The following is a 24,769-nucleotide window of genomic DNA, read 5'->3' on the forward strand; positions in this document are numbered from 1 at the left end:
ACTTTCATAATATCAATCGCATATTATGAGAAAGACCATGCTGATCACATCATGCCTGTTTATTGTTTGTCATTTTCTATACGCACAGGAAGCCCGGCTTCTGCGTTTCCCTGCCGTAAATGGAAACCAGGTAGTATTTTCTTATGCCGGGGATCTGTATACTGTTGACCGTAGCGGCGGCGTAGCAAGAAAGATTACCAGCCACCCCGGGTATGAGACCTTTCCGCGTTTCAGTCATGACGGCAAACAAATTGCTTTTACCGGTCAGTATGATGGCAATACCGAAGTGTTTGTTATTCCCGCTACAGGCGGCGAACCTAAGCGCATTACCTATACCGCTACACTTAACCGTGATGACATTGCCGACCGCATGGGACCTAACAATATTGTAATGGCCTGGACCCCCGATGATAAAGCAGTCATTTACCGCAGCCGCGCTACTTCCTTCAACCCGTTTAAAGGCAAACTATACAAAGCGCCCCTGTCGGGCGATTTGAGTGAAGCGCTCCCCTTTTCCGTGGCTGGCTGGTGCTCTTATAATGAAGATGGCAGTAAACTTGCCATGAACAGGGTATTCCGTGAATTCAGAACCTGGAAATATTATAAAGGTGGAATGGCAGATGATATTTGGATATATGATACCAAAACTGCTGCAACCGAAAATATAACCAACAATCCCGCCCAGGATATTTTTCCAATGTATCGCAAAAACAGGATCTACTTTTTCAGTGACCGCGACCGTACGATGAACCTGTTTGAATACGATACCCAATCCAAACAAACTAAAAAAATCACCAGCTTCACCGAATACGACTGCAAGTTCCCTTCGCTGGGCAATGACGCGATCGCATTTGAAAACGGTGGATATATTTATCTACACGATCTGAACAACGGCAAAACGGAAAAGCTGAATATTACACTGGCGGAAGACCTGTCGTGGAGCCGTAACAAACAGGCAGATGCTTCAAAATTCATGAACAGCTATAGTTTATCACCTGATGGTAAAAGGGCCGTATTCAGCGGCAGGGGCGATGTATTTACCGTGCCGGAAAAAAATGGCGTTACCCGCAACCTTACCCATAGCAGCGGAGCGAACGACAGGAACGTTGACTGGAGTCCCGATGGTAAATGGATAAGCTTTATAAGCGACAAAACAGGAGAAGATGAACTGTACATTCAAAAACAGGACGGAACGGATAGCGCCCGCCAGCTAACCAAAGGTGGGAGCAGCTATAAATTCTACCCGGTTTGGAGCCCTGATAGTAAACTGCTATTGCTTGCCGACCGTAGCCAGGATCTATATTATATTGATATAACTAACGGTGCCAAAACAATAATCACGCATTCACACAACAGGGAGATAAGCGAGTATACCTGGGCGCCCGGTAGTAAATGGATAGCTTATACCGAACCGGGGAAAGCACGCAGGTTTGATGTGATCAAACTCTATAATATCGAAAGCAAAAAAAGCATTGCCGTTACCGATGACTGGTATAATAGCGGCAGGGCTGCTTTCAGCCCCGATGGGAAACTCTTGTATTTTGTATCGGAACGCGATTTTAACCCGGTATACAGCAACACCGAATGGAACCACGCTTACGTAGACATGAGCAAACCCTATATGGTTAGATTGTCAGCAGGAACTACATCACCTTTCCAGGTTGAAAATGATGAGGTAACCATAAAGGAAGACACTTCCCGCACGGGAAAAGATATTTCCAAAAAAGATAAGGACAAGACACCGAAGAAAACGGAGGAGCAAACGAACACCGTCCCGGAAGTAAAAATAGAGGAGGCGGGGTTAACAGACCGCATTGAAACCCTGCCGGTAACACCAGGCAATTATTACAATCTTACTGCCACCAATGAGGGGTTGTATTATGTTGCTTCTTCATTCCGTTCGCCCGGATCATTTAAATTTTTTGATCTTGAAGATAAAAAGGAAACTGAAATCGGGAATATAAATGGTTATTCCATTAGCAATGATCAGAAGAAAATTATTTTCAAAAAGGGGGACGATTATTTTATAGAAGATTTAAACAAGATCAAAATAGATGCAAAAAACAAACTGAATCTTACAGCGCTGAAAATAAATACCGATCTGCACGCAGAGTGGAAACAGATATTTGATGAAAGCTGGCGTCAAATGCGGGACTACTTTTATGACCCTCATATGCATGGTCTGAACTGGAAAGCGATGCACGATAAGTATGCAGTGCTGCTTCCTTACGTGAATCACCGCAATGACCTTACCTATATTATTGGTGAAATGATCGGCGAGCTGAGCATCGGGCATGCTTATGTAAACAGTGGCGACAGACCGGATGTGGAGCGTATAAAAATGGGACTCCTGGGTGCAACCTTCAGTCGCGATAAAAGCGGATACTATTCAATAGACTCCATACTATCCGGCGAAAGTTGGGACAAAACCCTGGTATCGCCCCTGCGCCAACCGGGAGTAAACGTAAATAAAGGTGACTACATTATTTCTATAAACGGAAAGGATGTGAGCAGGCTCAGCAATATTTACCAGGCCCTTATTGGGAAAGCAAACCAAACGATTGAAATGCTGGTAAACAGCAAAGCTTCGGCTACTGGTAGCCGTAAGATATTTGTAAAACCCATTGACGATGAATCGAACCTTTATTATCATGAATGGGTACAGCAAAATATCGCCAAAGTAACCAAAGCTTCAGACGGTAAAATAGGTTACCTGCATATACCGGATATGGGGCCGGAAGGGCTGAACCAGTTTGCCCGCTATTTTTATCCGCAGTTAGACAAAGAAGCGTTGATCATTGACGACCGGGGCAATGGCGGAGGCAATGTATCGCCCATGATCATTGAACGGCTGCGGCGGATACCGGGATTGGGCACGATGATGCGAAACAATAAAATAGCCGGTATAAAGCCCGATGCCCAGGTGGGTCCAAAAATTTGTTTGATTGACCAGTATTCGGCGTCCGATGGCGATTTGTTTCCTTATCAGTTTCAATTTTATAAAATAGGCCCCCTGCTGGGGCAACGTACATGGGGTGGCGTTGTGGGGATAAGAGGATCGCTACCCTTTATTGATGGCGCCGACATGCGTAAGCCCGAATTCGCGCACTTCGCGGCGGATGGCTCCAAATTCATTATTGAAGGAGAAGGGGTTCATCCTGATATAGAAGTTATCAACGACCCGCACCAGGAATGGCTTGGCAATGATGCGCAGCTTCAAAGAGCGATTGAAGAACTACAGAAAAAACTGCAGGAGCCGGGGCCGAAAGGCGTGCCGCCTATACCGGCATTCCCTGATAAATCGGGGGGAAAGTAGGCACACCCATTCCAAAAGAAATAGAAGCCAAGACTGGCAAAAAAGTTATAACACCACTTAATGCAAAAACAGCATTAAAAGTCAAAGACGAACTCAAACAAATAGAAAATAAAAAGGACGAAAAGCAATAGGATGAAATACCCAACCTGTATATAACGACTAAGCTAATGCTTTCTCAACTTACAGTACTCGGCACTTAAACAAACCTGCCAACCAATCATCATTGATGATAAGCGAATTATATCAATGGCATTATCTTCCGTACTTCAAATACTTAAAACTTAAAGTATCGCTTTCATTCTTTCTGTATTTCTATTATCCGTAAACCGTATTTTTATCATCACTGTTTTTCTCGGCGCCACTTTTTCATTGGAAAAATGCGTGTGAAATACATAGCAATAATCACCTGCTTTATCCCTTACAATATCACCATGACCTGAGCCATTGGCGCCCGTAACTTTTTTACTGATGATGGGGTTTCCCTCATATTTTTTCCAGGGACCATAAGGATTATCGGCTATCGCATATCCCACCGCATAATCAGGATTGCGGAAATCGTTCGCCGAATAGAGCATATAATAAAGGTGTCCCCGTTTTATAACCGTTGGGCCTTCGGTAACCGTCCATTTCAACTGCTGTGTGTTTTCCCATGGCTGCGGGTTGTTTACAGCGCTTATACATTCCCGCAAGGTATTGGGAAGGATTTCTGAAAGATCACTTTTTAATTCAGCCACAAATATCCGGTTGCCGTTTTTTAACCGCACATGATAGAGATAAAGCTTCCCGTCATCGTCCTTAAACACAAAAGGATCAATCTGCTTTACATCCGCGTCTATTGCCTTTATCCGGGTTTGCTTAAAGGGACCGGCAGGGTTATCGCTACAAGCTATCGCTATATGTTCGTTGGCTGTGTATGCCATATAATACCGGCTGTGATAACGAAATACCTGCGGCGCCCAAAAACCCTTTGTTCCAAAAGATGCACCCTTAGTAAGCACCCGCTGATTACCGGTTAAAGCCTTGCTCCAATGCTGCATATCTTCCGACATATACGCATTAAATCCTGAATCGGCGTTAAAGCCATCGGTACCATAGAGATAATATTTTCCGTCTTCCTGGAAAATAGTGGGATCGGCGAGATATATTTGTTCTGTTGCGGGCCTGATCTCTTCTTTAGCGGAACACAACAGCAATACCAATACATAATAAATGATCGGATACATCAGCAATATATTTTAATCATCGCCCGGATAGCTGCAGTGTTGTACAATACTTTTGCATCAGATGAATTTTACTGCATTGCTGTATATAACACTTATTACAACTTGCCGGTCAGTTTTTTGATCAGGTCCGTTTCTGCTTTTCTGTATGGTGTTCCATCTTTTCTGAATATATCATGGAACCAAACTTCCGGCTCCCCTTTGTATGCTTTCTTCCAGCTATCCCAGGGATAAATGGTTTGCGATTTGCCATCTACCAATCCCCAGTTGTATGCTGCCACATTGTACTTTTTTGCAATGGGCAATGAGCCTTCAAAAGTACTGTTGTTGCCACGGGCCATATACTCCGTGCAAAGAATGGGGCGGCCATAGCGTTGCAGTTCCAGAATATTTTTTTCAAAGGAAGCCGCACTATCATAATTGTGAAAGGATATTACATCCGATTCTTCCACCATAAGCGTTTCAATAGGCTTCAGTTTTTCCGGAGCCGACCAGTCGCCCGACCATAAGCCCGCAGTAAGTGGTTGCTGTGGATTAACAGAACGTGCCCATTCAAAAGCCTCTTTCAGTAATATCAATACAATATCCGCTTTGTTTGGTGGCTCCATTTTACGGTAATATTCGTTGTTCATATTCTCCGGCTCATTCCATACATCCCAGCCCAGCACGCGATCGTCTGATGCAAATTTTCCTACTACAGCTTTTACATAGGTTTCAAGTCGTGGGTATTGGGTGCTGTCTAATAAAGCTTCTTTACCCGGATTTTGCACCCAGCCCGAATTGTGAACGCCGGGCTTAGGTTCCCGCTGTGTGCCCAGTTTGGGGAAGGGATCCCAAACGGAATCAAACAACACAAAAAGCGGTTTAATATGGTGCCGGGACGCGATCTGTAAAAACGCATCCATGCGTTGCAAAAAACCTTCAGCGTCCTGCTGGTACAGCAAATCATGCAGGTATACTCTCACGGTATTCATGCCCAGTGAAGCTGCCCATCCTAACTCACGGTTAATGGTAGCCGTATCAAATGTGGCTGCCTGCCACATTTCCAACTGGTTGATGGCAGTGCTGGGAACAAAATCGCAACCCACCAGCCATCCCTGTTTCGCATACCAGTCATTGGCCTGCTCCTTTGTCCAGGTACCTCTTACATCAGCTACTTCTTCATTATCTGCTTTTTTCTCTTCTTTGGGCTTGCATTGCTGAAAACCCATGCTGATTAATAAAGTGCTTAATACGATCAGTCTAAATTTCATTACAATTATTTTTGAATATTAAGATAAAGCTGATATCAGGATTCACAAGCCGATTCTCTTTCGGATTTTTAGTTTATAGTTTGTGGTTTATAGTTGCACATTCGTTTCGGATGTAGGATTTCAGGCTTCGGATTTGAATTTTACCTGTCTTGATAAGAGACGAACCATCTGTATTTATTTGGTTCTTGCTTTTTGTGATTTGGTTCTTTCACTATTCACCTTTCACCTCTCACTTCCCCCCTTTCACCGAAAACGCATACACAGTAGACGTTTTATATTCCTTGCCCGGTTCCAGTATAATTGACGGAAAGTTCTTTTGATTGGGCGCGTCGGGAAAATGTTGTGTTTCCAAACAAAATGCGGTTCTGAAATCATCCTTAGCCCCGCTCTTAAAAGTGTTTTTTCCCTGCATAAAATTACCGCCGTAAAACTGGAGCCCTGGCTCGGTTGTATACACTTTCATTACAATGCCCGATTTATCGCCTGTTGCTTCTGCAGCCTCATGCAGAGCGGCCGGATCATTTTCGTTGAGCACAAAATTATGATCATAGCCACTACCATTTTTTAATTGCTGGCTACTTACCGTATCTATTCTTTTCCCGATAGCCGTTGGCTGGCGAAAATCAAATGGGGTTCCTTCTACAGCTTCCAGTTTTCCTGTGGGTATTAATGTAGCGTCAACGGGCGTGTATTTATCCGCATTGATCTGCAGCACATGATCATTAATGGTTCCGCTGCCTTCACCATTCAGATTAAAAAAAGCATGATTGGTAAGGTTCACAACCGTTTTTTGATCGGTGGTGGCATTGTAATCAATTTTCAGTGCATTATTTACCGCAAGGGTATACAATACCGTTATATTCAAATTTCCCGGAAAGCCTTCCTCACCATCTTTGGATAAATATTTCAATTGCAATGTGGAATCATTGGGCTGACTTGCATCCCATACCACATCCTGGTAACCCTTTTTCCCTCCATGCAATGTATTGGGTCCATTGTTGGTAAACAACGTATAGGTTTTTCCATCTAAGCTAAACTTCCCTTTTGCAATGCGATTGCCTACACGGCCTATCGTAGCGCCAAAATAAGGTTCGGTGGAACTTACATAATCCTGCACATTTTTAAAACCAACCACTACATCAACAGGCTTCCCGTCCTTATCAGGCACTACCAGGCTTACCAGTCTGCCCCCGTAATTTGTAATGGCAGCGCAGGCCCCGGCTTTGTTTTTTAGTATATACAAGCCGGTAGATTTACCATCTATCGTATCTTCAAAGTTTTTATGCTCCAATGAAGGCACACATGCATTTACGGCAGCAGTATCTGCCCCGCTTTTTTGTTCCGCATCCTGCTCTTTGGCCCCCTGGTTACAGGCCGCTACCGCCATAAGGCAGGTAATTATTGCAAAGGTTTTTATTTTTATCATAACAATCGTTTGGTTTTTTGGTTTTATGTTATGTCATTACGGTTCATCCCGGCATTATTACTGTGCGGGACAGAGTCCCGGAAGAACATATGGAGTGAAAAGTCAGAGACTTCGCACAGCGGCGTCATACAGCATACTCATACAGCATACTTTTCTCCGGGCTGTACTATTTCTTCCGTGCCGTTAGCTATCTGCACCGCATAGGCGCTGAGTGTTAAGCCGGTAGCCTGCGTGTATTGTGCACTCACTTTTTCAACCAGGGCATCTACTGCATTTTCTTTTACAAGGTTAATGCTGCATCCACCAAAGCCGCCGCCCATCATCCTGGCGCCCAGCACATCTTTTTCATTGCGCACATTTTGAACCAGCCAGTCGAGCTCAGTGCAGCTCACTTCATATTCCTTGCTTAAGCCTTCGTGTGTACGAAACATTTTTTGCCCCAATGCTGCTATATCACCTTTTTTAAGATCATCACATGCGGCGAGTAAGCGAAGATTTTCTTCCAGCACATATTTGCAACGCTTATATATTAATGTGTCTTTTGGCAACACGTGTTCCTGAAGCATTTCAAGCGACACGTCACGCAGCGATTGCACTTCCGGCATATACTTCTTTATCCAGGCTACACCCTGCTCGCATTGTTGCCTGCGGGTATTGTATTCGGAAGATGCCAGCGAATGTGATACATTGGAATTAAAAAGTACGATCTTAATCCCTTCCATATGTAAAGGCACATACTGGTATTCAAGGCTCCGGCAATCTAACTGTATAGCATGGGCTGCTTTACCAAACACAGAAGCAAACTGATCCATGATTCCGCATTTTACCCCGGCAAATTCATGCTCAGCGGCCTGAGCCATTTTTACCATTTGTATTTTAGAGAGTCCCAATGCAAACAATTCGTTCAATGCATACAAAACACTGCATTCCACAGCGGCAGAAGATGATAAGCCCGCTCCTATTGTAATATCCCCATCCAATGCCAGGTTAAATCCGCCGATAGCAATGCCGTGTTTCGATAACTGGTCCACTACGCCCAGCACATAATCCGTCCAGCTTTTTAACGGGCGCACTTCTGCAATCTTACAGGTGTATGTTTCGTTAAATGCAAGTGAAACGAGTTGTATGTTGTCGTCATTTCTTTTGCTAATGGCAACGTAGGCGGCTTTATCTATAGCCGCGGGAAGCACAAATCCTTCATTATAATCGGTATGCTCGCCAATGATATTTATTCTTCCGGGAGAACGGAACAGCATGGGCGCTGCATGAAAGCGTTCCCTGAAATTTTCCTTTAATGGCTCTGCATCATATTTTCCGGGTATCATCTTACTATTTATGTTTTTTTCTGATGCTCGATTGCCGGCATATCAGTTCCGGCTGAAGCACCAGTTTCGGCGACGGTATTTTTGACCACTCTTTATTGTTCCTGGTTTCAAAAAACAATTTTGCTGCCTCTTCTCCCATATGAACGGTTTGCTGGTTTACGGTTGATAAGGAGGGTGTAATATACTCACCAAACGCCTCATTGGCAAAACCAACAATGGCAATATCGCCTGGAATTTTTTTATTAGCTGCTTTAATGGACTGTATTGCTCCCAGTGCAGTAAAATCTTCAACTGCAAAAACGGCGTCAATATTTTGCGAAAGCAACTGGGTCATACACTCCCTTCCTGATTCTATGCTCACCTTTCCATACACGATCAGGTTATCGTCTACCGGTATATTATGCACGTTCAAAGCATCAATATATCCTCTTAAGCGCTGATTAAAGATAGCAACATGCTGCTGTCCGCCTATATGCGCAATACGCACACAGCCCTGCTCAATTAAATGACGGGTGGCATTAAAGGCGCCCTGGTAATCATCTACCACAACCGAAGGCACGCCAAGCGAATCATTGGCCCGGTCAAAAAGAATAAGTGGCACATTGCGCTTCTTTAATGCGGCATAATGATCCAGGTTAATGGTGTTCTTCGAAATAGAAGCGAGTACGCCTTCAACCTGCGAACGCAAAAATGTTTCCACTCCCTTTTTTTCAAATTCGTATAATTCGTTAGACTGGTATATGAGCACATTGTACCCGTTTTCGCTCATCACTTTTTCTATACCATGAATAACCGATCCAAAAAAATTGATCTCAGCGCTTGGAATGATCACTCCAACAATCTTTGAACGTCCTAACCGCAGCGAAGTGGCTATTTTATTGGGATGATAATTCAACTTTTTAGCCATTTGCTGTACTGCCTTCCTGGTCGTATCTTTTACAGCCGGATGGTCATTGAGCGCCCGTGAAACTGTAGCCACTGCTATATTCAGTTCTCTTGCTATGTCAAGAATAGTGGCCGGTTGACTCATGGGGTATTACAATATATTTATATTTACTGTTGCATGCCTGGTATTTAAACATCATTTCACTACCGGAAAAGCTGTGATCCTCACTTTTTGAATTTATCTGCAAGCAATTTTATAAAATAGCCTCCAACTACACTTCTTGCCTGAAAGCCTACTTTCTTTCCATTGGTCGTTTCGTGCCAGTCGCTGAGTGGCACCCGGTCTGGCGTTTCATTAACATAATCATATACAGGTTTCACCAGCGCTGTAAAATCCTCAGCATTATCTGTAAGCGTAGCCGTCCATAGAATCCAGTCCGACTTGGTATAGGTTTTCCGGCTGTCTAGCGGCAAGCCATACCTGTTCTGTTTGGTGAGATAATATTTTATCTCTTTGTCATATACCGCTTCAGGAAATAATTTCAATTCCAGTATCTTATCCCAAACCAAATTATATTTCTGGCTCCATGTTCCGGGATTTTCGAAAGTAAGCGAATAATGATCTCCGTCATTAGCCAGCTTCATCCACTTTTCCACCATCTTAGCAGTACTGTCCTTATACTGCTTTGCGGTAGTTTTTTCTCCCAGTTGGTCTGCAAGCATCGCATAACAACCTAAAGCCACAATGGCTTTTACCGATAAGTTAGCGTTGCGCGCAATATGTCCGGCAAAATCGTCCGTACACAATTGATTCACGGGGTCAAAACCTTCTTTGAGCAGGTAGCCCGCCCAGGTGCTTAATGTTTTCCAGTGCTTTTTTGCATAATTAGTATTCCCCTCCGCTTTGGCAATCGCGGCTGTAAGAATGATCATATTACCTGCTTCTTCAACGGGCATATCTTCTCCGTAGGTTTGACCGTTTGCCAACGGGAAAGTGCCCAGGTCGTGCGCGGCAAATGGCTTTGTCCATTTTCCACTCTCGCTGTAATAGAAGATGCCATTCAGCATTCCCTTCAACAGGTCTGGGTTATACATAAGATAAAGCGGCGCTGAAGGATAGGTTACATCCACTGTATTAATAGAACCATTGCTGAAATTTTCTTTCGACAAAAACAGCATTTCTCCCTGCGGACTTTTAACCAGTTTATGTGCAGCTATACTTTGGCGGTAGGCAAGGGCGCACAATTGCGCATATTCTTCTCCTCCTGTTTTCAGCGCATCATTATACATACTTGTGTTAAACGCTTTACATTGCCTTATAATGGTATTATAATCCGAATACGCTTTTGCCAATTCCTTTTCAATACTCGTATTCTTTCCATCTTTCCACCAGGCAGGCAGGTTTTGACCGAAGTATTGCACAGCGTACACATCATCATACCCGAGCATTATTACTTTACTAATGGTATCAATGCCTGTTTTACCCAGCGGCAATACCGTGTTCAGCATGAGTTGCCTTCCTTCTGTTGAGGGTGTATTGGACCGGTAAGTTCCCGACAGGAATGCATTGAACGCATTTTTTGCAGGCGTAATGTATTGCACCGACCTGTCTTTTTCGGGTACGGCTACATACATATAGCCCCAGTCTATTCTCAGGTCATCACCCTTTTTTTGTAATACCGGTTGCTCTTTGGTTCCTGCCTTTAATATATTCAAATTACCGGATTTATATCCGCTGGCAACCACTGTTTCCGATCCGGTATTCACTGCCAGGGCAGTTGAGGCGCCAAAATAAAGTTCCACATCATGTTTGGCCCCATCATTGGAAACAACAGCAGCAGAGAGGTAAGAAACAGGCCGGGATAATACATTAAGGTCGTTGAGTAACAGCGGCGAAGTGAAACTAAGGGTTAGGTTTACCGGGCCGCAGCTAAATTCATATATGGTTTGCGTGGCGTTTAGCGTTACTTTCTTTTGTTCAGCCAGCATTATAATTTTGCCGGCAGGTGGTTTTACTTCTCTAACAATACCCACATCAAGCGAAGCGCCGCCGGCGGTATTGGCAACATGAACAGCCAGCATATTTTTACCTTTTACTAATTTTTTTACAGCAGATTCAGGCAATGGAATATAATGATACTTGCTGAGCCATCCTGTATGACTGTAAATTTTTTCGCCATTGAGATATACTTCTGCGTTGTCATCGTGAAGGAGCTTAAGAAAGAGTGCATTCACATCTCCGCCGTTCCATATAAAACTGCGGCGCATCCATATATCGTGTGATTTCCATAAGGTCTTTGCAGTGGATTCATTATCGCCAAATGGCGCCATTCCTTTTTTCCAGGCGGCATCATTAAAGCCGGTATTCGTCCACCCACCGGCGGGTTGCGTTTCAGTATATACCGCTTCGAATGGCTTTTCATCCCCGGAAGAAATAATGCTGTTGTATTCTTTCCCCAGGTCACCCAAAAACCGGTATGTTTTTCCATCTACTTTTATCAAACCCAGTAAAGACTGATCCTTGCCTGTCCAATGTTTGGTGGGTGCAGCATTCAACTGATCCGTGAAAGACCATATGCTGAAATAAGGATCATGTGTTATTAATGGATAAGCGGGAGCACGAAGATCCTGGGCTATCAATAATCCAATAGAAAAATAAACGGCGAACAGAGCACAAACTTTTTTCATTTTCCTGGTCTTGTTTTGTTCAATAATATTGCTATCTCCCCGAAGGAACGGGCAGCATCGTTTCCGTTTTTACAGGTGAGCCAAACCGGGGTGTACCATCACTGTTCCAGGTAAATGGCTGTGCCCTGGGTGAACGATGCCCGCCACAACCCTGTCCGGGCAAGGCATTGGCATGGTATAAAATCCAGTCTTCCTTCCCATCCGGTGATTTAAAAAATGAATTATGCCCCGGCGCATATACGCCATTTTCTTTGGATTGCTTAAACACAGGCAGCGGCGCTTTTTTCCATGCAGCAGTGTCCATCAAATTATCTGAACCCGCAAACTTCAATAAACCCAATGCGTAATAGTCGGTCCAGCAGCCGCTTGCTGAGAATACAATAAACAGCTTGTCGCCATTGAACAGAGCCTGTGGTCCTTCGTTTACGCTTACATGTGGCGGATTATCCGCATCATTCAAGTCACCATGTGTTTCCCATTCCAGTTCGGGTTTTGAAATACATACCCTGCTGCCATCAATCGTCCATGGATTTTTCATTTTGGCGATATAAATATTCTGTTGTCCGTTCACATCTCCTTCCCAGCCCGACCAGATCATATACAATTGCTTCCGGTAAAAGAAAACGTTTCCATCAATGGCCCATTTATCAGCCGGATCGGCAACTTTTCCCTTAAACTTCCATTCACCGGTCATAGGATCTGCTGATTCATTTTCCAGTACATACATCCGGTGATTGTTGTTGTTTCCATCATCGGCCGCAAAGTATACATACCACTTGTTTTGAATAAAATGAATTTCGGGGGCCCAGAGTTGTTTTGAATAGAGGGTGCCGGCAGGTGGTATAAAAATATCTTTCCGTTGTGCACTTTTCAGATCAGCCAGGTTTTTGGTTTTCCATATGGCGATCCGGTTTCCCAAAGTATGCGTATAATAATAATAGCCATCCTTATAAAACGAAAAGGGATCCGCGCCGGAGGGCAGCAGCGGATTGCTGAACATATGCTTCTCTTTATCCTGCGATTGGGTTTTGCAGGAAAAGAGGAGTAATGGAATAAGAAATATAGTTATACAGTTCCTCATTTTTAAATAGGCAGTCTATTATTTAATGTTTCATTGGCTTATGATTGATTGCTTCCTCCTTTCCTCTATCCCCTCCTGTTCGCTATAGGTCACTTTTAGCTTTGCCTTTTGTACGCTTCCGATTTCTTTTTCAGCCTCACCTCCTTCTCCTCTCCGCATGGAGAGGAGCGGCACTTTAGAATAATGCCAAACACTCTATTCTTCCACTTCAACTAAAAAATATAACCAATACAGTTCGAATTACAAACCAATTTGTATTCGGTCTGACGCTCCTTCGTCGCGCACCGATCGCGGCATTTCCTGTAAACCTGTTAGGTCTGCTGCGCTGCTTCGCCGTTCGGCAGACCTAACAGGTAGGCCTACTTCATCTTCACCAGTCCCTTATTGTACAACTGCTGATGCAGTTGCTTTAGCTTTTCCAGAGGCATCTTCATAATCTTTCTGTCGTAGGTCATCAACCCGTTTACTTCCACTTCCACATCTGTTGTTTGTGTGTATATGGCTGCGGAGAGCCCCAAAGGAATGAGGGGTGTAAGATCGTTGATGAGGGTGGTATAGCGGTTAAGCAGCTCATCATTATTTTTAAAACTCTGGTATCCCCAGTTATTTTTCTCCTGCCAGGTATGGCCTTCAACCGGCAGGCCCAATCCGCCAAATTCACCCAGTACCAATATTTGCTTATCACCAAATACTTTCGGCGCCGGCATTTGCGGATCGGGATAATTATGAATATCAAGAATATGACCCGCAGTAAAAAAGTTTCCCCCACTGGCTTCATTTACCAGTCGCGAGGGGTCGAGTTGCATTGTCCATCCCGTAATTTCTTTCGTTTTAAACTGTCCCCATGCTTCATTGAAAGGCACCCATACTACGATCGAAGGAAAATTATGCAATGCTTTCATGATGGCTTTCCATTCCGTACGATAAATAGCTTCCGATTCTGTACTGCGTTCCTTATCTAAGTTTTTGCCTGATATCTGTCCTACCCGCATATCCCATTTATTTCCACCCATATCGCCGCTGGGCATATCCTGCCACACCAGCATACCCAGTTTATCGCAATGATAGTACCAGCGGGCGGGTTCCACCTTCACGTGTTTGCGGATCATATTAAAGCCCATCGCCTTGGTTTGCTCCACATCATATTTAAGCGCTTCATCGGTTGGTGCAGTATACAAACCGTCTGGCCACCATCCCTGGTCGAGCGGGCCGTATTGAAATACGAACTCATTGTTCAGCAACATTCTTTTTATGCCATTGTTATCAGGCGCTTCCGAAATTTTGCGCATAGCGAAATAGCTACCCACCTCATCTATCAATTTCCCCTTGCGGGTAACCGTATATTTAAGATCATACAGGAAAGGATGGGCAGGAGACCAAAGCTTTGGATTGCTTATGATTAAGGCAACTTCCGCTTCACCCTTCAATGTTTGCTCAGCCACCTGTTGCTGACCATCGTATGCAACAACTTTTATTGCATCGCCCGGCTGCAGGTTTTCGATATCTACTTTTACGGAAAGCGATTGCTTGTCTATATCGGGCGTTTGTACAGTAGCAGCAATATAGGTAGAAGGCACATTCTCTAACCATACAGTTTGCCAGATACCTGTTACCGGCGTGTACCATATACCGTGAGGATTCTTAATTTGTTTGCCGCGCGGCTGCGGTCCGTCATCACTGGGATCCCAAACCTTTATGGCAATTTCCTGTTGCTTTCCTTTTTTAAGGGCGGTGCTTATATCGAATGAAAAAGGATCATATCCACCCTGGTGCGTACCCACCTTATTACCGTTCACATATACATCGCACTGCCAGTCAACCGCACCAAAATGGAGCAATACTTTCCCTTTTTTATATGCGGATGACAGTTCGATTGTACGTTTGTACCAAAGCACACTGTCTTTTCCTACCGTTTTACCTACCCCTGAAAGGGCAGATTCCACCGCATAAGGAACAAGGATTTTGCCATCAAAAGCGGTGGGTTCGGTTTCGCCTGTTGTTTTGGGAACGATGGCATATTGCCACAGCCCGTTCAGGTTCATCCAGTTTTTGCGGGTGAGCTGCGGACGGGGGTATTCGGGTAAAGGCTGTTCGGCTTTTATATCGGCAGCCCATTGCGTAATAATTTTACCAGAAACGGGCTTCCATGCTTCCTGCGCATATAATCCCATACTGATCATTATAAATAAAACCAAAGAAAAAAATTGCTTCATGATGATTGCTTTGAATGATAAACTTTACACAATATTCTGCAATAATAATAATAACCCGGCGTACAAACACAAGAGATCCTGCCTTTATACTTCATTCATCTTACATAATACGCTATTATTAAAAACTAAGCTTTTGTACCGGTGTAAAGATCATATCTTCCACTCCGGCTATCTTTAGCCCGATGCGCGCAAACACATAGTTTTGAGCAGGAACAATGTCAGGTATTGTGCCTTCTATCGTTATACTACCTATATCTGTTATGGAAGAACCGGAAACATCCGTAAAAGCAATATTGTTAGCGCCCGAAACAAACTGTGTTTTATTGATATACAGGCTCACTCTTTCTATATCTTTTGCATCGGTTCCCGTAATAATTTGCTCCGCTGCAAAAGAGGCGGAAACCTTGCCCGATCCGGCCGTAAGCTGCGCATTTCTCAGCATATAGTAAGGCGTTACTTCAATATCCAGTTCCTGGTTGCCTTTAAGATTGATGGACAAACTGTCTGGCTCACCCGAAGGCATTTTCTTCCATATAAATGGTCCCTGGTCATTGGGAATAACAAACTTATAGTCGCCGTTAAAGAGCAGCATGGAATAACTGCCATCGGGCGCGAATGTACCGCCTATAGCGCCTGTTTTACCAAAACCATATTGATACAACTGAAAAGGTACTCGATCGTACTCCACCTGTATAGCTTCACCCTGGTATACCAATTTACCGCTGAGCTTTGTTTTTGGCGGATCGTAATTGTCTTTTTTACAAGACATAAAAGTAGCAGCAGTTACCAGTATGATGAAATAATGAAATGTAATTTTCATAATTAAAGTTTTTAAATACTTATTGATTGGGTTGCCTTACGATTTTGGGATTATTGGAACGCACATTATCATCAATAAAAGAATAGTAGTTGCCGAGCTGAAAATTATTGGCTCCCGTAACCAATGTAGGCAATACGATCTTATAAATCCATTTGCCATTATTTGGGCTGGACGGATTGTGATATTTATACGGCCACAATGCATAAGGCTGGGTATTTCTTTTGGTAGCCTTGCCGATATTGGAAAGCAGGTCGGCTTCTGTCATCTTGTTGCCATCCCATACTTTGGTGGCCAACCGCCAGCGTTTCATATCGTACAAAATATGCCCTTCAAATGCCAGCTCCACCCTACGCTCATGCACGATCCTGTCGAAAGTAATATCGCCGGCTGTTAATTCAATAATCAACCCGGCTCTTGCCCTTACCTGGTTCATATATCCGGCTGCTACGTCCGGCTGGCCCAGTTCAAAAGCAGCTTCAGCCGCATTCAACAACACTTCGCCAAAACGATAACGCTGAAAAGGCACTTCGCTGCTGGTACCACGGGAGCCGCCTCCTGGTGCAGGATCGAGATACTTACGGATATAAAACCCACTTTGTGCGGTAAATTCCTTTGCATTGATGGGACCATCAAACCCTACTACCTGCACAGGATTGGTTCCGCCCGGAAGTACTTTCTGGGCGCCCCTGTCGTCACCGGTAAGTATGCTGCCATCAGCCAACTGGTATCCAGCCCATATATCCACATTTCTTCCTTTAAAAGCAGTGCCCGGTAAAATAACGGTTCCGGATAACCGCGCATCGCGTCCTTCAAAAATATCTGCCTGGTTGGTGTAATAAATGGGATTGCCTGAACCATCCTCAACCGGTAGCGGCGCATAGGTATTGTCTAATTTTTCAAAGGATTCCACCAGGTTCAATGAAGGATTGATCCGTCCGCCTTCTTCTTCTTCGGCGCCATAGCGTGGCTGATTCCAGCCGGTGAAATAATGTACTTTTCCGCTTTTTAACTTGAAATCTTCAATGAAGATTGATTCGGGGTTATTGTTCTTATCTAAGAAAATGCTGGCAAAATTTTCGGCAAGATCTGGTTTGCTGTTGTACAATGCATACCCGCCTGCGCTGCCATCAATGATCTCCTTTGCTGCGTTCAACGCTTTTGTATAATAATCGTTTGCCATGCCCGCAGGAATGCCCACTTCGCCACCGGGCAAAGCAACCTGTGGTGTAGTTGCGCCATATTTAGCAATTGAACCCGCATACAAAGCCGCTCTTGATTCCATGGCCAGTGCAGCGCCCTTTGACGCCCGGCTTTTTACATTGACGTCTGCAGGCAGATCATTTTTAATGGCTTCCGCTTCACTTATCACAAAATCATACATCTCCGATTCCTTGGCCCTTGGATGCTGCAGGTAGCTGGGGTCTCCTTTAAAATCATACAATAGCGGTTCGGTGATCAAAGGAACACCGCCCAGGCGTTTGGTGATTTCAAAATAAAAATTGGCGCGTAAAAAACGGGCTTCCGCAAGGAAACGTTTTTTATCGCCATCCGATAAATTGGGAGCAGCCTCACAACGCTGCAAAAACAGATTCAGCTCGCGGATATACGCATACGAATCGAACCAGTTGATGCCCCATTCGCCATAGCCCCATCCCGTTCTTTGTACAATATAGGCACGGCCGTTTTCTGAAGGAAAGCTTTCGCTGAAATCGGCAAAGGTTGACCAATCGTCAAATGTAGAGAAATCCAGTTGCCGGTTATACAAGTCAGCCAAAATGGATAATACCTGCGCGGGGTCGGAAAAAGCCGATTCATTATCCAAAATGGATATGGGCTTGATATCAAGGAAGTCTTTGTCTTTCTTACAACTCCCTGCACCCATCACGGCGGTGAACAATATGAATTGAAATATCTTTTTCATGTGCTAATTTTTATTTTTTATTTGCCACACGGAATTCGCCCATATCATCTTCTTTTCTACATAGTATCTCCATGGCTCATTTCATGTGATAATTTTTATTTAGAAGGAAAGATTTACGCCAAAATTGAAAACCCTGCTTTGCGGAAACTGCAGCCCGTTTTCCTCATTTACTTCCGGATCCACGCCAAAATCTTTAAGGTTATCAATAGCGAAAAGGTTATACGCGTTTACATAAATGCGGGCCTGCTGCATTTTAATGCGGCTGATCAATGCTACCGGCAAAGAATAACCGAGCTCAACGGTCCTGGCCCTGATGTATTTTACATTGTGCGCCCAAAATGTGGAGCTGTTGTTATAGTTCCTATGCCCGCCGTCATTAAAGCGGTTAGCGGGATATTTACCGGGGATCCATTCGCTGCCCATATCCTTAACATCGGCACGATGCCACCGGTCTTCAAAAATGGTATTGAAATTTCCATCGTTCTGAAATGCCCATTTCATTTCCCAGTTCTGGTACCAGGTATAGCCTGCACCTCCCGAAAAATCGGCATGAAAATCAAAATCATGATAAGCCAGTGCGATATTAAATCCGAAGTTGATATTGGGCTGCGTACCAACGCCATAGCCTATAGGACGCTCATCGTACCCGTCAATCTTCCCGTCCTTATTAAAGTCTTTGTAGATAAGGTCTCCCGGCAGCATCGTTCTGTTGCCCTGTCCGTCAATATTAACCGGGTAGTTATTGATCTCTTCCACAGAAGCAAATTGGCCGATCACTTCATAGCCCCAGTTGGTTTTCGTATATCGCCCTTCCTGCGACCAGCGATACTGATCCCAGGAATTGAAGAAAAGTGGGTTGTAGGACGACAGGAATTTGGAGCGGGAGTAAGATATATTTGCCCCTGCAGAAACGGTTATGTCTCTTACTCTTCCATTATAATTGAGGGAAAACTCCTGTCCAAACTGTGCATCGCTGTTCAGGTTTTCACGGGGCAGGGTATAGCCGATTTCTATAGGCGTAAGTACATCGTTTTTAACCGCTATCAGTCCGGAGCGTTTCCGGTAAAAATAGTCGAATGTGCCCGTAAGCTTTCCATTGAACAATGCAAAATCGAACCCTATATCGGTGATCCTGCTTTCCAGCCATGAAATGTTGGTAGTGGCAACCCCCCTGTCTCTTGAGCCAACAATGGGTCTGCCATCTAAAATAGCAATGCCCTGGTTATAGTTGTATCCTTCTATATACTGAAAAGGACTGAGCCCCAGTGAAGAGCCATCATCACCCAGAATACCATAGGACGCCCTGAGTTTCAGATCGTTCAGTATATTCTTATCACCCAGCAATCTTTGCATAAAAGATTCTTCGGTAATTCTCCATCCTATTGATGCGGAAGGGAAATAACCGATCCTGTTGTCCGGCGGAAAAATATAGGACGCATCGCGCCTGCCCGCCAGTTCCAGGAAATACCTGTCATTATAAGCATAGTTAACCCTGCCCACATAACCTACCCTCGCTTCTTTATCATCACTGTCATCGTACCTGTCGGCCGTACTAAAATAAATGAGTGGCAGCGCATTGGTACTGGGAACAGAATGGATCCAGTTGCGTAAGCGGTTGTTGAGTATCCGTTCATTAACAATGGTGGCAGATATATTATGCAGGCCAAAAGACCGGTTATAGTTGATCTGCAACTGCGTGGTTTTGTTGATCTGTTTGATCTGTTCACGCTCCCGCCACGGATTGGTGCTGCCTCCAGTGGCTTTATAGGAATCCTCAGTAGCATCATAGGTATAGGTATTGTACGTGTATTCGTGATTGTTTAACAGGTAGTCGGCTATATAATAAGAATACACACCGTTTACAGAAAGTCCTTTGATCCAGGGTATCTGGTATTCGGCGGTAAAATTGCCCTGCAGCACCCGCCAGTCGTTCCGGTATTTACCCGCGTTCTTATAATTGAGGTAAGCCCAGTTGGTTTCGTTGTGTTTTATATCGTTCAGGTATTCGGGATTATCGTTGGCGTAAGGCCTTTCCAAAGGGGTGTTCCTTAAAATGGCAAACCTGGCCAACCAGTAATCATCCCCACCGGGAACACCGGGGTTTTCACGACTTTCAATCCTGCCGTTAATACTCATACCTACTTTTAATCCATTGGCTACTTTGGCTGTAACATTTGACTGGATATTGGTACGCATGAATTTATATTCCCTGCCTAAAGGGGAGTTCTGGTATAAGTTGGTGGCGGATAAATAATAATTCAATTTATCCGTGCCGCCTGTAACATTCAGGTTAAGCGAATTGAGCGGGGCGTTAGGCTTCAAAATAAAATCCTTCCAGTTAAAGCTTTTATATCCCGGCTCTGTTCCCGCTTTGTATTTTTGCAATTCTTCATCGGTGATCGTAGTACTGCCATACCTGTTGATCTCTGCCTCTGCCCTGTAGCGCATATAGTCGTATGAATTGTTGAGTACGTCAGGAAAACGGGTCCAGTTCTGGAAACCCAGGTAAGAATCAATATTGATGCGGTTGGCCGTATTCAATCTTCCCTTTTTAGTAGTTACTACCACTACCCCATTGGCGGCACGTATACCATAAATAGCAGCAGAAGCATCTTTTAGCACAGTGATGCTTTCAATATCATTGGGTGCAAGGTTATTGAATTGGCCCGCATCCTGCTGTATACCGTCAATAACAAAAAGCGCATCGCCCATGTTCCTGATCTGTATATTGGCACTTGCGCCCGGCCTGCCATCCGCCATTCGAAAGGATACACCGGGCAATTTACCTGCCAGCGTAGCGCTAACCGTGGAAGCGCCATGTACCCTTCCAATATCATCGGCGGTAACGGTAGAAATAGCGCCTGTTAAGGATTGCTTCTTGCGGGTACCATAACCAATAACTACTACTTCTTCCATGCTGGCATTCGCTGCCTGCAGTGTGATCATGAAATTGGTTTTGTTTCCGGCTATTACTTCGAGGGGCTGGTAACCTACGGAACTGAATACAAGAACCGACCCTGATGAACTGATGTTCATCGTGAAGTTGCCTTCCACATCGGTGAGCGTTGAATTTTGGGTACGCTTTTCAGTAACCGTTACATTAACCAACCCTGCGCCGAGGCTGTCGGTAACCTTGCCCGAAACAGCAATGGATTGTGAAAAAACGGGAGAAAGCAATGTAAAAAAGATGCATGCGGTAACCAGCATTTTTTTGGAGTGCGACAGAAGGATTTCAATTGCTGAAATGCGCTGCCGCGAAGTTCTGGCAATAACTTGTACATTCATATGGCAGTTAATTATTATTGACAATCTTTAAAAATGGAAACGTTTCCATTTTTTGGCACTGTGAAGGACGAAAGAATATTTTTAATTGATTCGCTCAGGCGTCTCAATGTTTCTTCAAATTGTATCAAATCTCAAATAATTATACCTTCGTTTACAACCATTACTACTGTGAAAAAGAAAGTATTACTACTGGTAACGATTGCATTTGCTTACTGCTTCGGTTATGCGCAGGGTTATTACTTCAGGCATTACCAGGTGGAGAACGGGCTTTCTCACAACACCGTTTTTTGTACCCTGCAGGACAGCAGGGGCTTTATGTGGTTTGGCACAAAAGACGGGCTGAACCGGTTTGACGGCACCAGCTTTAAAATATTCAGGAAAGACGACCAGGATACCGGCAGCATTGGCAACAATTTTATATACAGTTTACGGGAGGACGATGCCGGCCATATGTGGGTTGGAACAGGGAAAGGGCTTTACGCATACAATGCAGAAAAAGAAAATTTCAGGCGGGTACCCACACTTGAGCTTTCCGATGTGAATGAAATACAAACAGACAACAAGGGTAATATCTGGTTCTTAATGGGCGCAAAACTTTACCAGTATAACCCCGTTACCTGCAACGTTGCCCAGATTGCCGAACTCCGGGATGAATGGATAACCTCCATTTGGGTTACCGATGCCGGCATAGTATGGTTTACCACCTTCGGTACCTTAAAAAAATATGATCCTGAAACAGGGATCTACGCGTCATATGACGTATTCAGCCATTCACCCCATACGCCTACCAAATGGATAGAGAAAATGTTTTATGCCGGCAACGGAAAAATACTTTTAGGAACTACGGGGCAGGGTCTCAAAATCTTTGATACCAAAGATGGTTCATATACCGATGTTCTTACTTATAATCCCGACAAAACAAACATATTTGTGCGCGACTTCGTTCATATCACAAACAATGAATACTGGATAGCCAGCGAATCAGGCATTTTTATTTATGATACGGAGAAAGGTACCATTGCTAACCTCCACAAACAATACAACGATCCTTATTCCCTGTCAGATAACGCTATTTATTCGCTTTGTAGGGATAAGGAAGGCGGTATCTGGGCGGGCACTTATTTTGGAGGCGTCAATTATTTTCCGAAACAATACCTCGCTTTTCAAAAGTATTTTCCCGATAACAGCCCGCAAAGCATCAGTGGTAATGCAGTAAGAGAAATATGCCAGGACCGGTACGGGAACCTCTGGATCGGCACTGAAGACAGGGGTTTGAACAAGCTCAATCCCAAAACGGGCCATATCACACAGTATATGCCAACAGGAAAACCCGGCAGCATTTCCTATCCCAATATTCACGGACTGTTGGCAACAGGCAACCAGTTGTGGATCGGAACGTTTGAGCACGGGCTGGATGTGATGGACATCAGAACCGGTAAAGTAATACAGCATTACAACTCCGCTACTCCCGGACTGCGCAGCAATTTTCCACTTTCTTTATATAAAACACGAAGCGGTGAACTGCTTACTGGTACTTCGATTAGCCTTACCCGCTATGATTCCATATCGCAGAGCTTTATAAAAGTGGAACAGGTTCCGGGCGATCATTTTATATACCATATTATGGAGGATCGCGATGGCACGGTATGGGTAAGCACTATTGGAGACGGCTTATATTTTTATAATGAAAAAACGGGCAGACGGGGCAATTTCCGTTACAATCCGCAACACCGGGAAAGCCTGGGCAGCGATATGGTGAACAGTAGCTTTGAGGACAGCAATGGCAACCTGTGGGTAGCTACGGAAGGAGGCGGACTATGCAAGCTCAACAAAGAAAACAAAACCTTTACCCGTTATACCAGCAAAAATGGCATGCCCAGCGACTATATTTTTAAAATTCTGGAAGATGGCAGGAAAAACCTTTGGATAGCTACTTCCCGCGGGCTGGTATGCCTTAACCTTACCACAGGAAAAATGCTTGTGTATACCAGGGCCAATGGATTATTAAATGACCAGTTCAACTATAATTCGGGATATAAAAACAAAGAAGGGAAAATGTATTTCGGGAGCGTAAAAGGAATGATCAGTTTTAACCCCGATACCTTCTCAGCAAGCAATTTTGTCGCTCCCGTTTATATTACAGGGCTACAGGTAAACAACAAAGAAGTGCAGGTTAAGGACGAAGATTCACCACTTACAAAGTCTGTTCTCCTCACCCGGAAAATAACGCTGCCTTATGATCAGTCTTCCTTTAGCATTGACTTTGCGGCTTTAAGCTATACCGCCCCAGAAATGACCGCCTACGCCTATATCATGCACGGCGCGGATAAGGAGTGGACACCCATAAAAACCAACCGCAAAGTTTATTTTACCAACCTGTTGCCGGGCACCTATGTTTTTAATGTTAAGGCAGCAGGCAGCAACGGCGGGTGGAGCCGGCAACCCGCACAGTTAACCATACAAATCCTTCCACCCTGGTGGGCAAGCTCCTGGGCCTATGCATTGTATACCCTGGCCGCAATGGCGCTTGCATTTTATTTGGTAAGACGATACCACAATCATATTGAGGAAAAGAACAGGAGGAAGATTGAATACCTGCACCACGAAAAAGAAAAAGAATTGTATGAAGCAAAAATTGATTTCTTTACCAATGTAGCGCACGAAATAAAAACGCCGCTCACCCTCATAAAAGGCCCACTGGAAAAAATAATCAACCAGGCCCATAACCGGCCTGAAATACAAAAGCACCTGTCTACAATGGAAAGGAATACCAACCGGCTCATTGACCTCACCAGCCAGTTGCTCGACTTCCGGCAAACGGAAGCGAAAGGATTCAGGCTCAATTTATCAAAAATGAATGTTTCGGCATTGCTCAGGGAAACTTTTTCTAATTTCAAATCACTGGCGGAACAAAAGAATCTTGCCTATTCCCTTTCCCTCCCCGAAAGCGATTTGTATGCCCGGGTGGATGATGATGCTTTGAATAAAATATACTGCAACCTTTTCAGTAACGCGGTAAAGTATGCGCAACAGGAGGTAAAAATTAAAATGGAAGCCGGTCCACAGGGCCATTTTACAACGGAGATCATAAGCGACGGGTATGTAATACCTGAAAATAAAAGAGAAAAGATATTCGAACCTTTTTATCGGCTCAAAGGAACGGAAAAGCAGAAAGGTACCGGCATAGGCCTTGCACTCTCGCGATCGCTGGCTGCACTGCACAAGGGCACACTCTATCTTAAACAAACGAATACGCCCGGCTATAATATTTTCGTGTTGAGTTTACCCTTATCTTCCAAAGCTGTAATGGAAAGTGCGGATAATGAATCAAAATAA

The 24,769-nt window shown here is 44.3% G+C and carries 13 protein-coding genes; 2 read left to right on the top strand and 11 right to left on the bottom strand.

What is annotated here, in order from left to right; genetic code table 11:
• Positions 1 to 25 precede the first annotated feature (25 nt).
• Complete coding sequence (locus FRX45_RS18350) at positions 26 to 3,316, top strand: S41 family peptidase (RefSeq protein ID WP_152269922.1); 3,291 nt, start codon at positions 26 to 28, stop codon at positions 3,314 to 3,316.
• A gap of 281 nt (positions 3,317 to 3,597) precedes the next feature.
• Here the strand turns inward: FRX45_RS18350 and FRX45_RS18355 are convergent, their stop codons facing one another.
• The 11 genes from FRX45_RS18355 to FRX45_RS18405 form a co-directional block, all read right to left on the bottom strand.
• A complete protein-coding gene (locus FRX45_RS18355; protein WP_152269923.1) occupies positions 3,598 to 4,539 on the bottom strand; it encodes a glycoside hydrolase family 43 protein in 942 nt (313 codons plus the stop codon).
• A 95-nt stretch (positions 4,540 to 4,634) separates the two neighbouring features.
• Positions 4,635 to 5,789 carry a cellulase family glycosylhydrolase gene (locus FRX45_RS18360; RefSeq protein WP_152269924.1) on the bottom strand — a complete coding sequence of 385 codons (1,155 nt, stop codon included), beginning with the start codon at positions 5,787 to 5,789 and terminating at the stop codon, positions 4,635 to 4,637.
• 229 nt (positions 5,790 to 6,018) lie between these two features.
• A complete protein-coding gene (locus tag FRX45_RS18365; protein WP_152269925.1) occupies positions 6,019 to 7,215 on the bottom strand; it encodes an aldose epimerase family protein in 1,197 nt (398 codons plus the stop codon).
• Between the two features lie 137 nt (positions 7,216 to 7,352).
• Positions 7,353 to 8,540: a galactokinase gene (locus FRX45_RS18370; RefSeq protein ID WP_152269926.1), complete on the bottom strand. Its 1,188-nt coding sequence runs from the start codon at positions 8,538 to 8,540 to the stop codon at positions 7,353 to 7,355.
• 4 nt (positions 8,541 to 8,544) lie between these two features.
• Positions 8,545 to 9,570, bottom strand: a complete 1,026-nt coding sequence (locus FRX45_RS18375; RefSeq protein WP_152269927.1) for a LacI family DNA-binding transcriptional regulator — start codon at positions 9,568 to 9,570, stop codon at positions 8,545 to 8,547.
• Positions 9,571 to 9,650: 80 nt separating this feature from the next.
• Entirely contained in the window at positions 9,651 to 12,113 is a 2,463-nt protein-coding gene (locus tag FRX45_RS18380; protein WP_152269928.1) for a glutaminase family protein, read from the bottom strand.
• A gap of 31 nt (positions 12,114 to 12,144) precedes the next feature.
• Complete coding sequence (locus FRX45_RS18385; protein WP_152269929.1) at positions 12,145 to 13,194, bottom strand: glycoside hydrolase family 43 protein; 1,050 nt, start codon at positions 13,192 to 13,194, stop codon at positions 12,145 to 12,147.
• A gap of 359 nt (positions 13,195 to 13,553) precedes the next feature.
• Entirely contained in the window at positions 13,554 to 15,407 is a 1,854-nt protein-coding gene (locus FRX45_RS18390; protein WP_152269930.1) for a glycoside hydrolase family 2 protein, read from the bottom strand.
• 118 nt (positions 15,408 to 15,525) lie between these two features.
• Positions 15,526 to 16,227, bottom strand: a complete 702-nt coding sequence (locus FRX45_RS18395) for a DUF3823 domain-containing protein (protein ID WP_152269931.1) — start codon at positions 16,225 to 16,227, stop codon at positions 15,526 to 15,528.
• Positions 16,228 to 16,246: 19 nt separating this feature from the next.
• The gene (locus FRX45_RS18400; protein ID WP_152269932.1) at positions 16,247 to 18,148 is read right to left on the bottom strand and encodes a RagB/SusD family nutrient uptake outer membrane protein; all 1,902 of its coding nucleotides are present in this window, start codon (positions 18,146 to 18,148) and stop codon (positions 16,247 to 16,249) included.
• A 99-nt stretch (positions 18,149 to 18,247) separates the two neighbouring features.
• Entirely contained in the window at positions 18,248 to 21,433 is a 3,186-nt protein-coding gene (locus tag FRX45_RS18405) for a SusC/RagA family TonB-linked outer membrane protein (RefSeq protein WP_152269933.1), read from the bottom strand.
• Between the two features lie 168 nt (positions 21,434 to 21,601).
• On the opposite strand from FRX45_RS18405, the gene FRX45_RS18410 reads away from it, so the two are divergent.
• Complete coding sequence (locus tag FRX45_RS18410) at positions 21,602 to 24,769, top strand: ligand-binding sensor domain-containing protein (protein WP_193311769.1); 3,168 nt, start codon at positions 21,602 to 21,604, stop codon at positions 24,767 to 24,769.

The sequence above is a fragment of the Agriterribacter humi genome (assembly GCF_009192765.1).
GTDB lineage: Bacteria > Bacteroidota > Bacteroidia > Chitinophagales > Chitinophagaceae > Agriterribacter > Agriterribacter humi.

Coding starts and splice junctions, on each gene's coding strand:
- FRX45_RS18350 (WP_152269922.1), top strand. CDS start 26: ATGAGAAAGACCATGCTGATCACATCATGCCTGTTTATTGTTTGTCAT.
- FRX45_RS18355 (WP_152269923.1), bottom strand. CDS start 4,539: ATGTATCCGATCATTTATTATGTATTGGTATTGCTGTTGTGTTCCGCT.
- FRX45_RS18360 (WP_152269924.1), bottom strand. CDS start 5,789: ATGAAATTTAGACTGATCGTATTAAGCACTTTATTAATCAGCATGGGT.
- FRX45_RS18365 (WP_152269925.1), bottom strand. CDS start 7,215: ATGATAAAAATAAAAACCTTTGCAATAATTACCTGCCTTATGGCGGTA.
- FRX45_RS18370 (WP_152269926.1), bottom strand. CDS start 8,540: ATGATACCCGGAAAATATGATGCAGAGCCATTAAAGGAAAATTTCAGG.
- FRX45_RS18375 (WP_152269927.1), bottom strand. CDS start 9,570: ATGAGTCAACCGGCCACTATTCTTGACATAGCAAGAGAACTGAATATA.
- FRX45_RS18380 (WP_152269928.1), bottom strand. CDS start 12,113: ATGAAAAAAGTTTGTGCTCTGTTCGCCGTTTATTTTTCTATTGGATTA.
- FRX45_RS18385 (WP_152269929.1), bottom strand. CDS start 13,194: ATGAGGAACTGTATAACTATATTTCTTATTCCATTACTCCTCTTTTCC.
- FRX45_RS18390 (WP_152269930.1), bottom strand. CDS start 15,407: ATGAAGCAATTTTTTTCTTTGGTTTTATTTATAATGATCAGTATGGGA.
- FRX45_RS18395 (WP_152269931.1), bottom strand. CDS start 16,227: ATGAAAATTACATTTCATTATTTCATCATACTGGTAACTGCTGCTACT.
- FRX45_RS18400 (WP_152269932.1), bottom strand. CDS start 18,148: ATGAAAAAGATATTTCAATTCATATTGTTCACCGCCGTGATGGGTGCA.
- FRX45_RS18405 (WP_152269933.1), bottom strand. CDS start 21,433: ATGAATGTACAAGTTATTGCCAGAACTTCGCGGCAGCGCATTTCAGCA.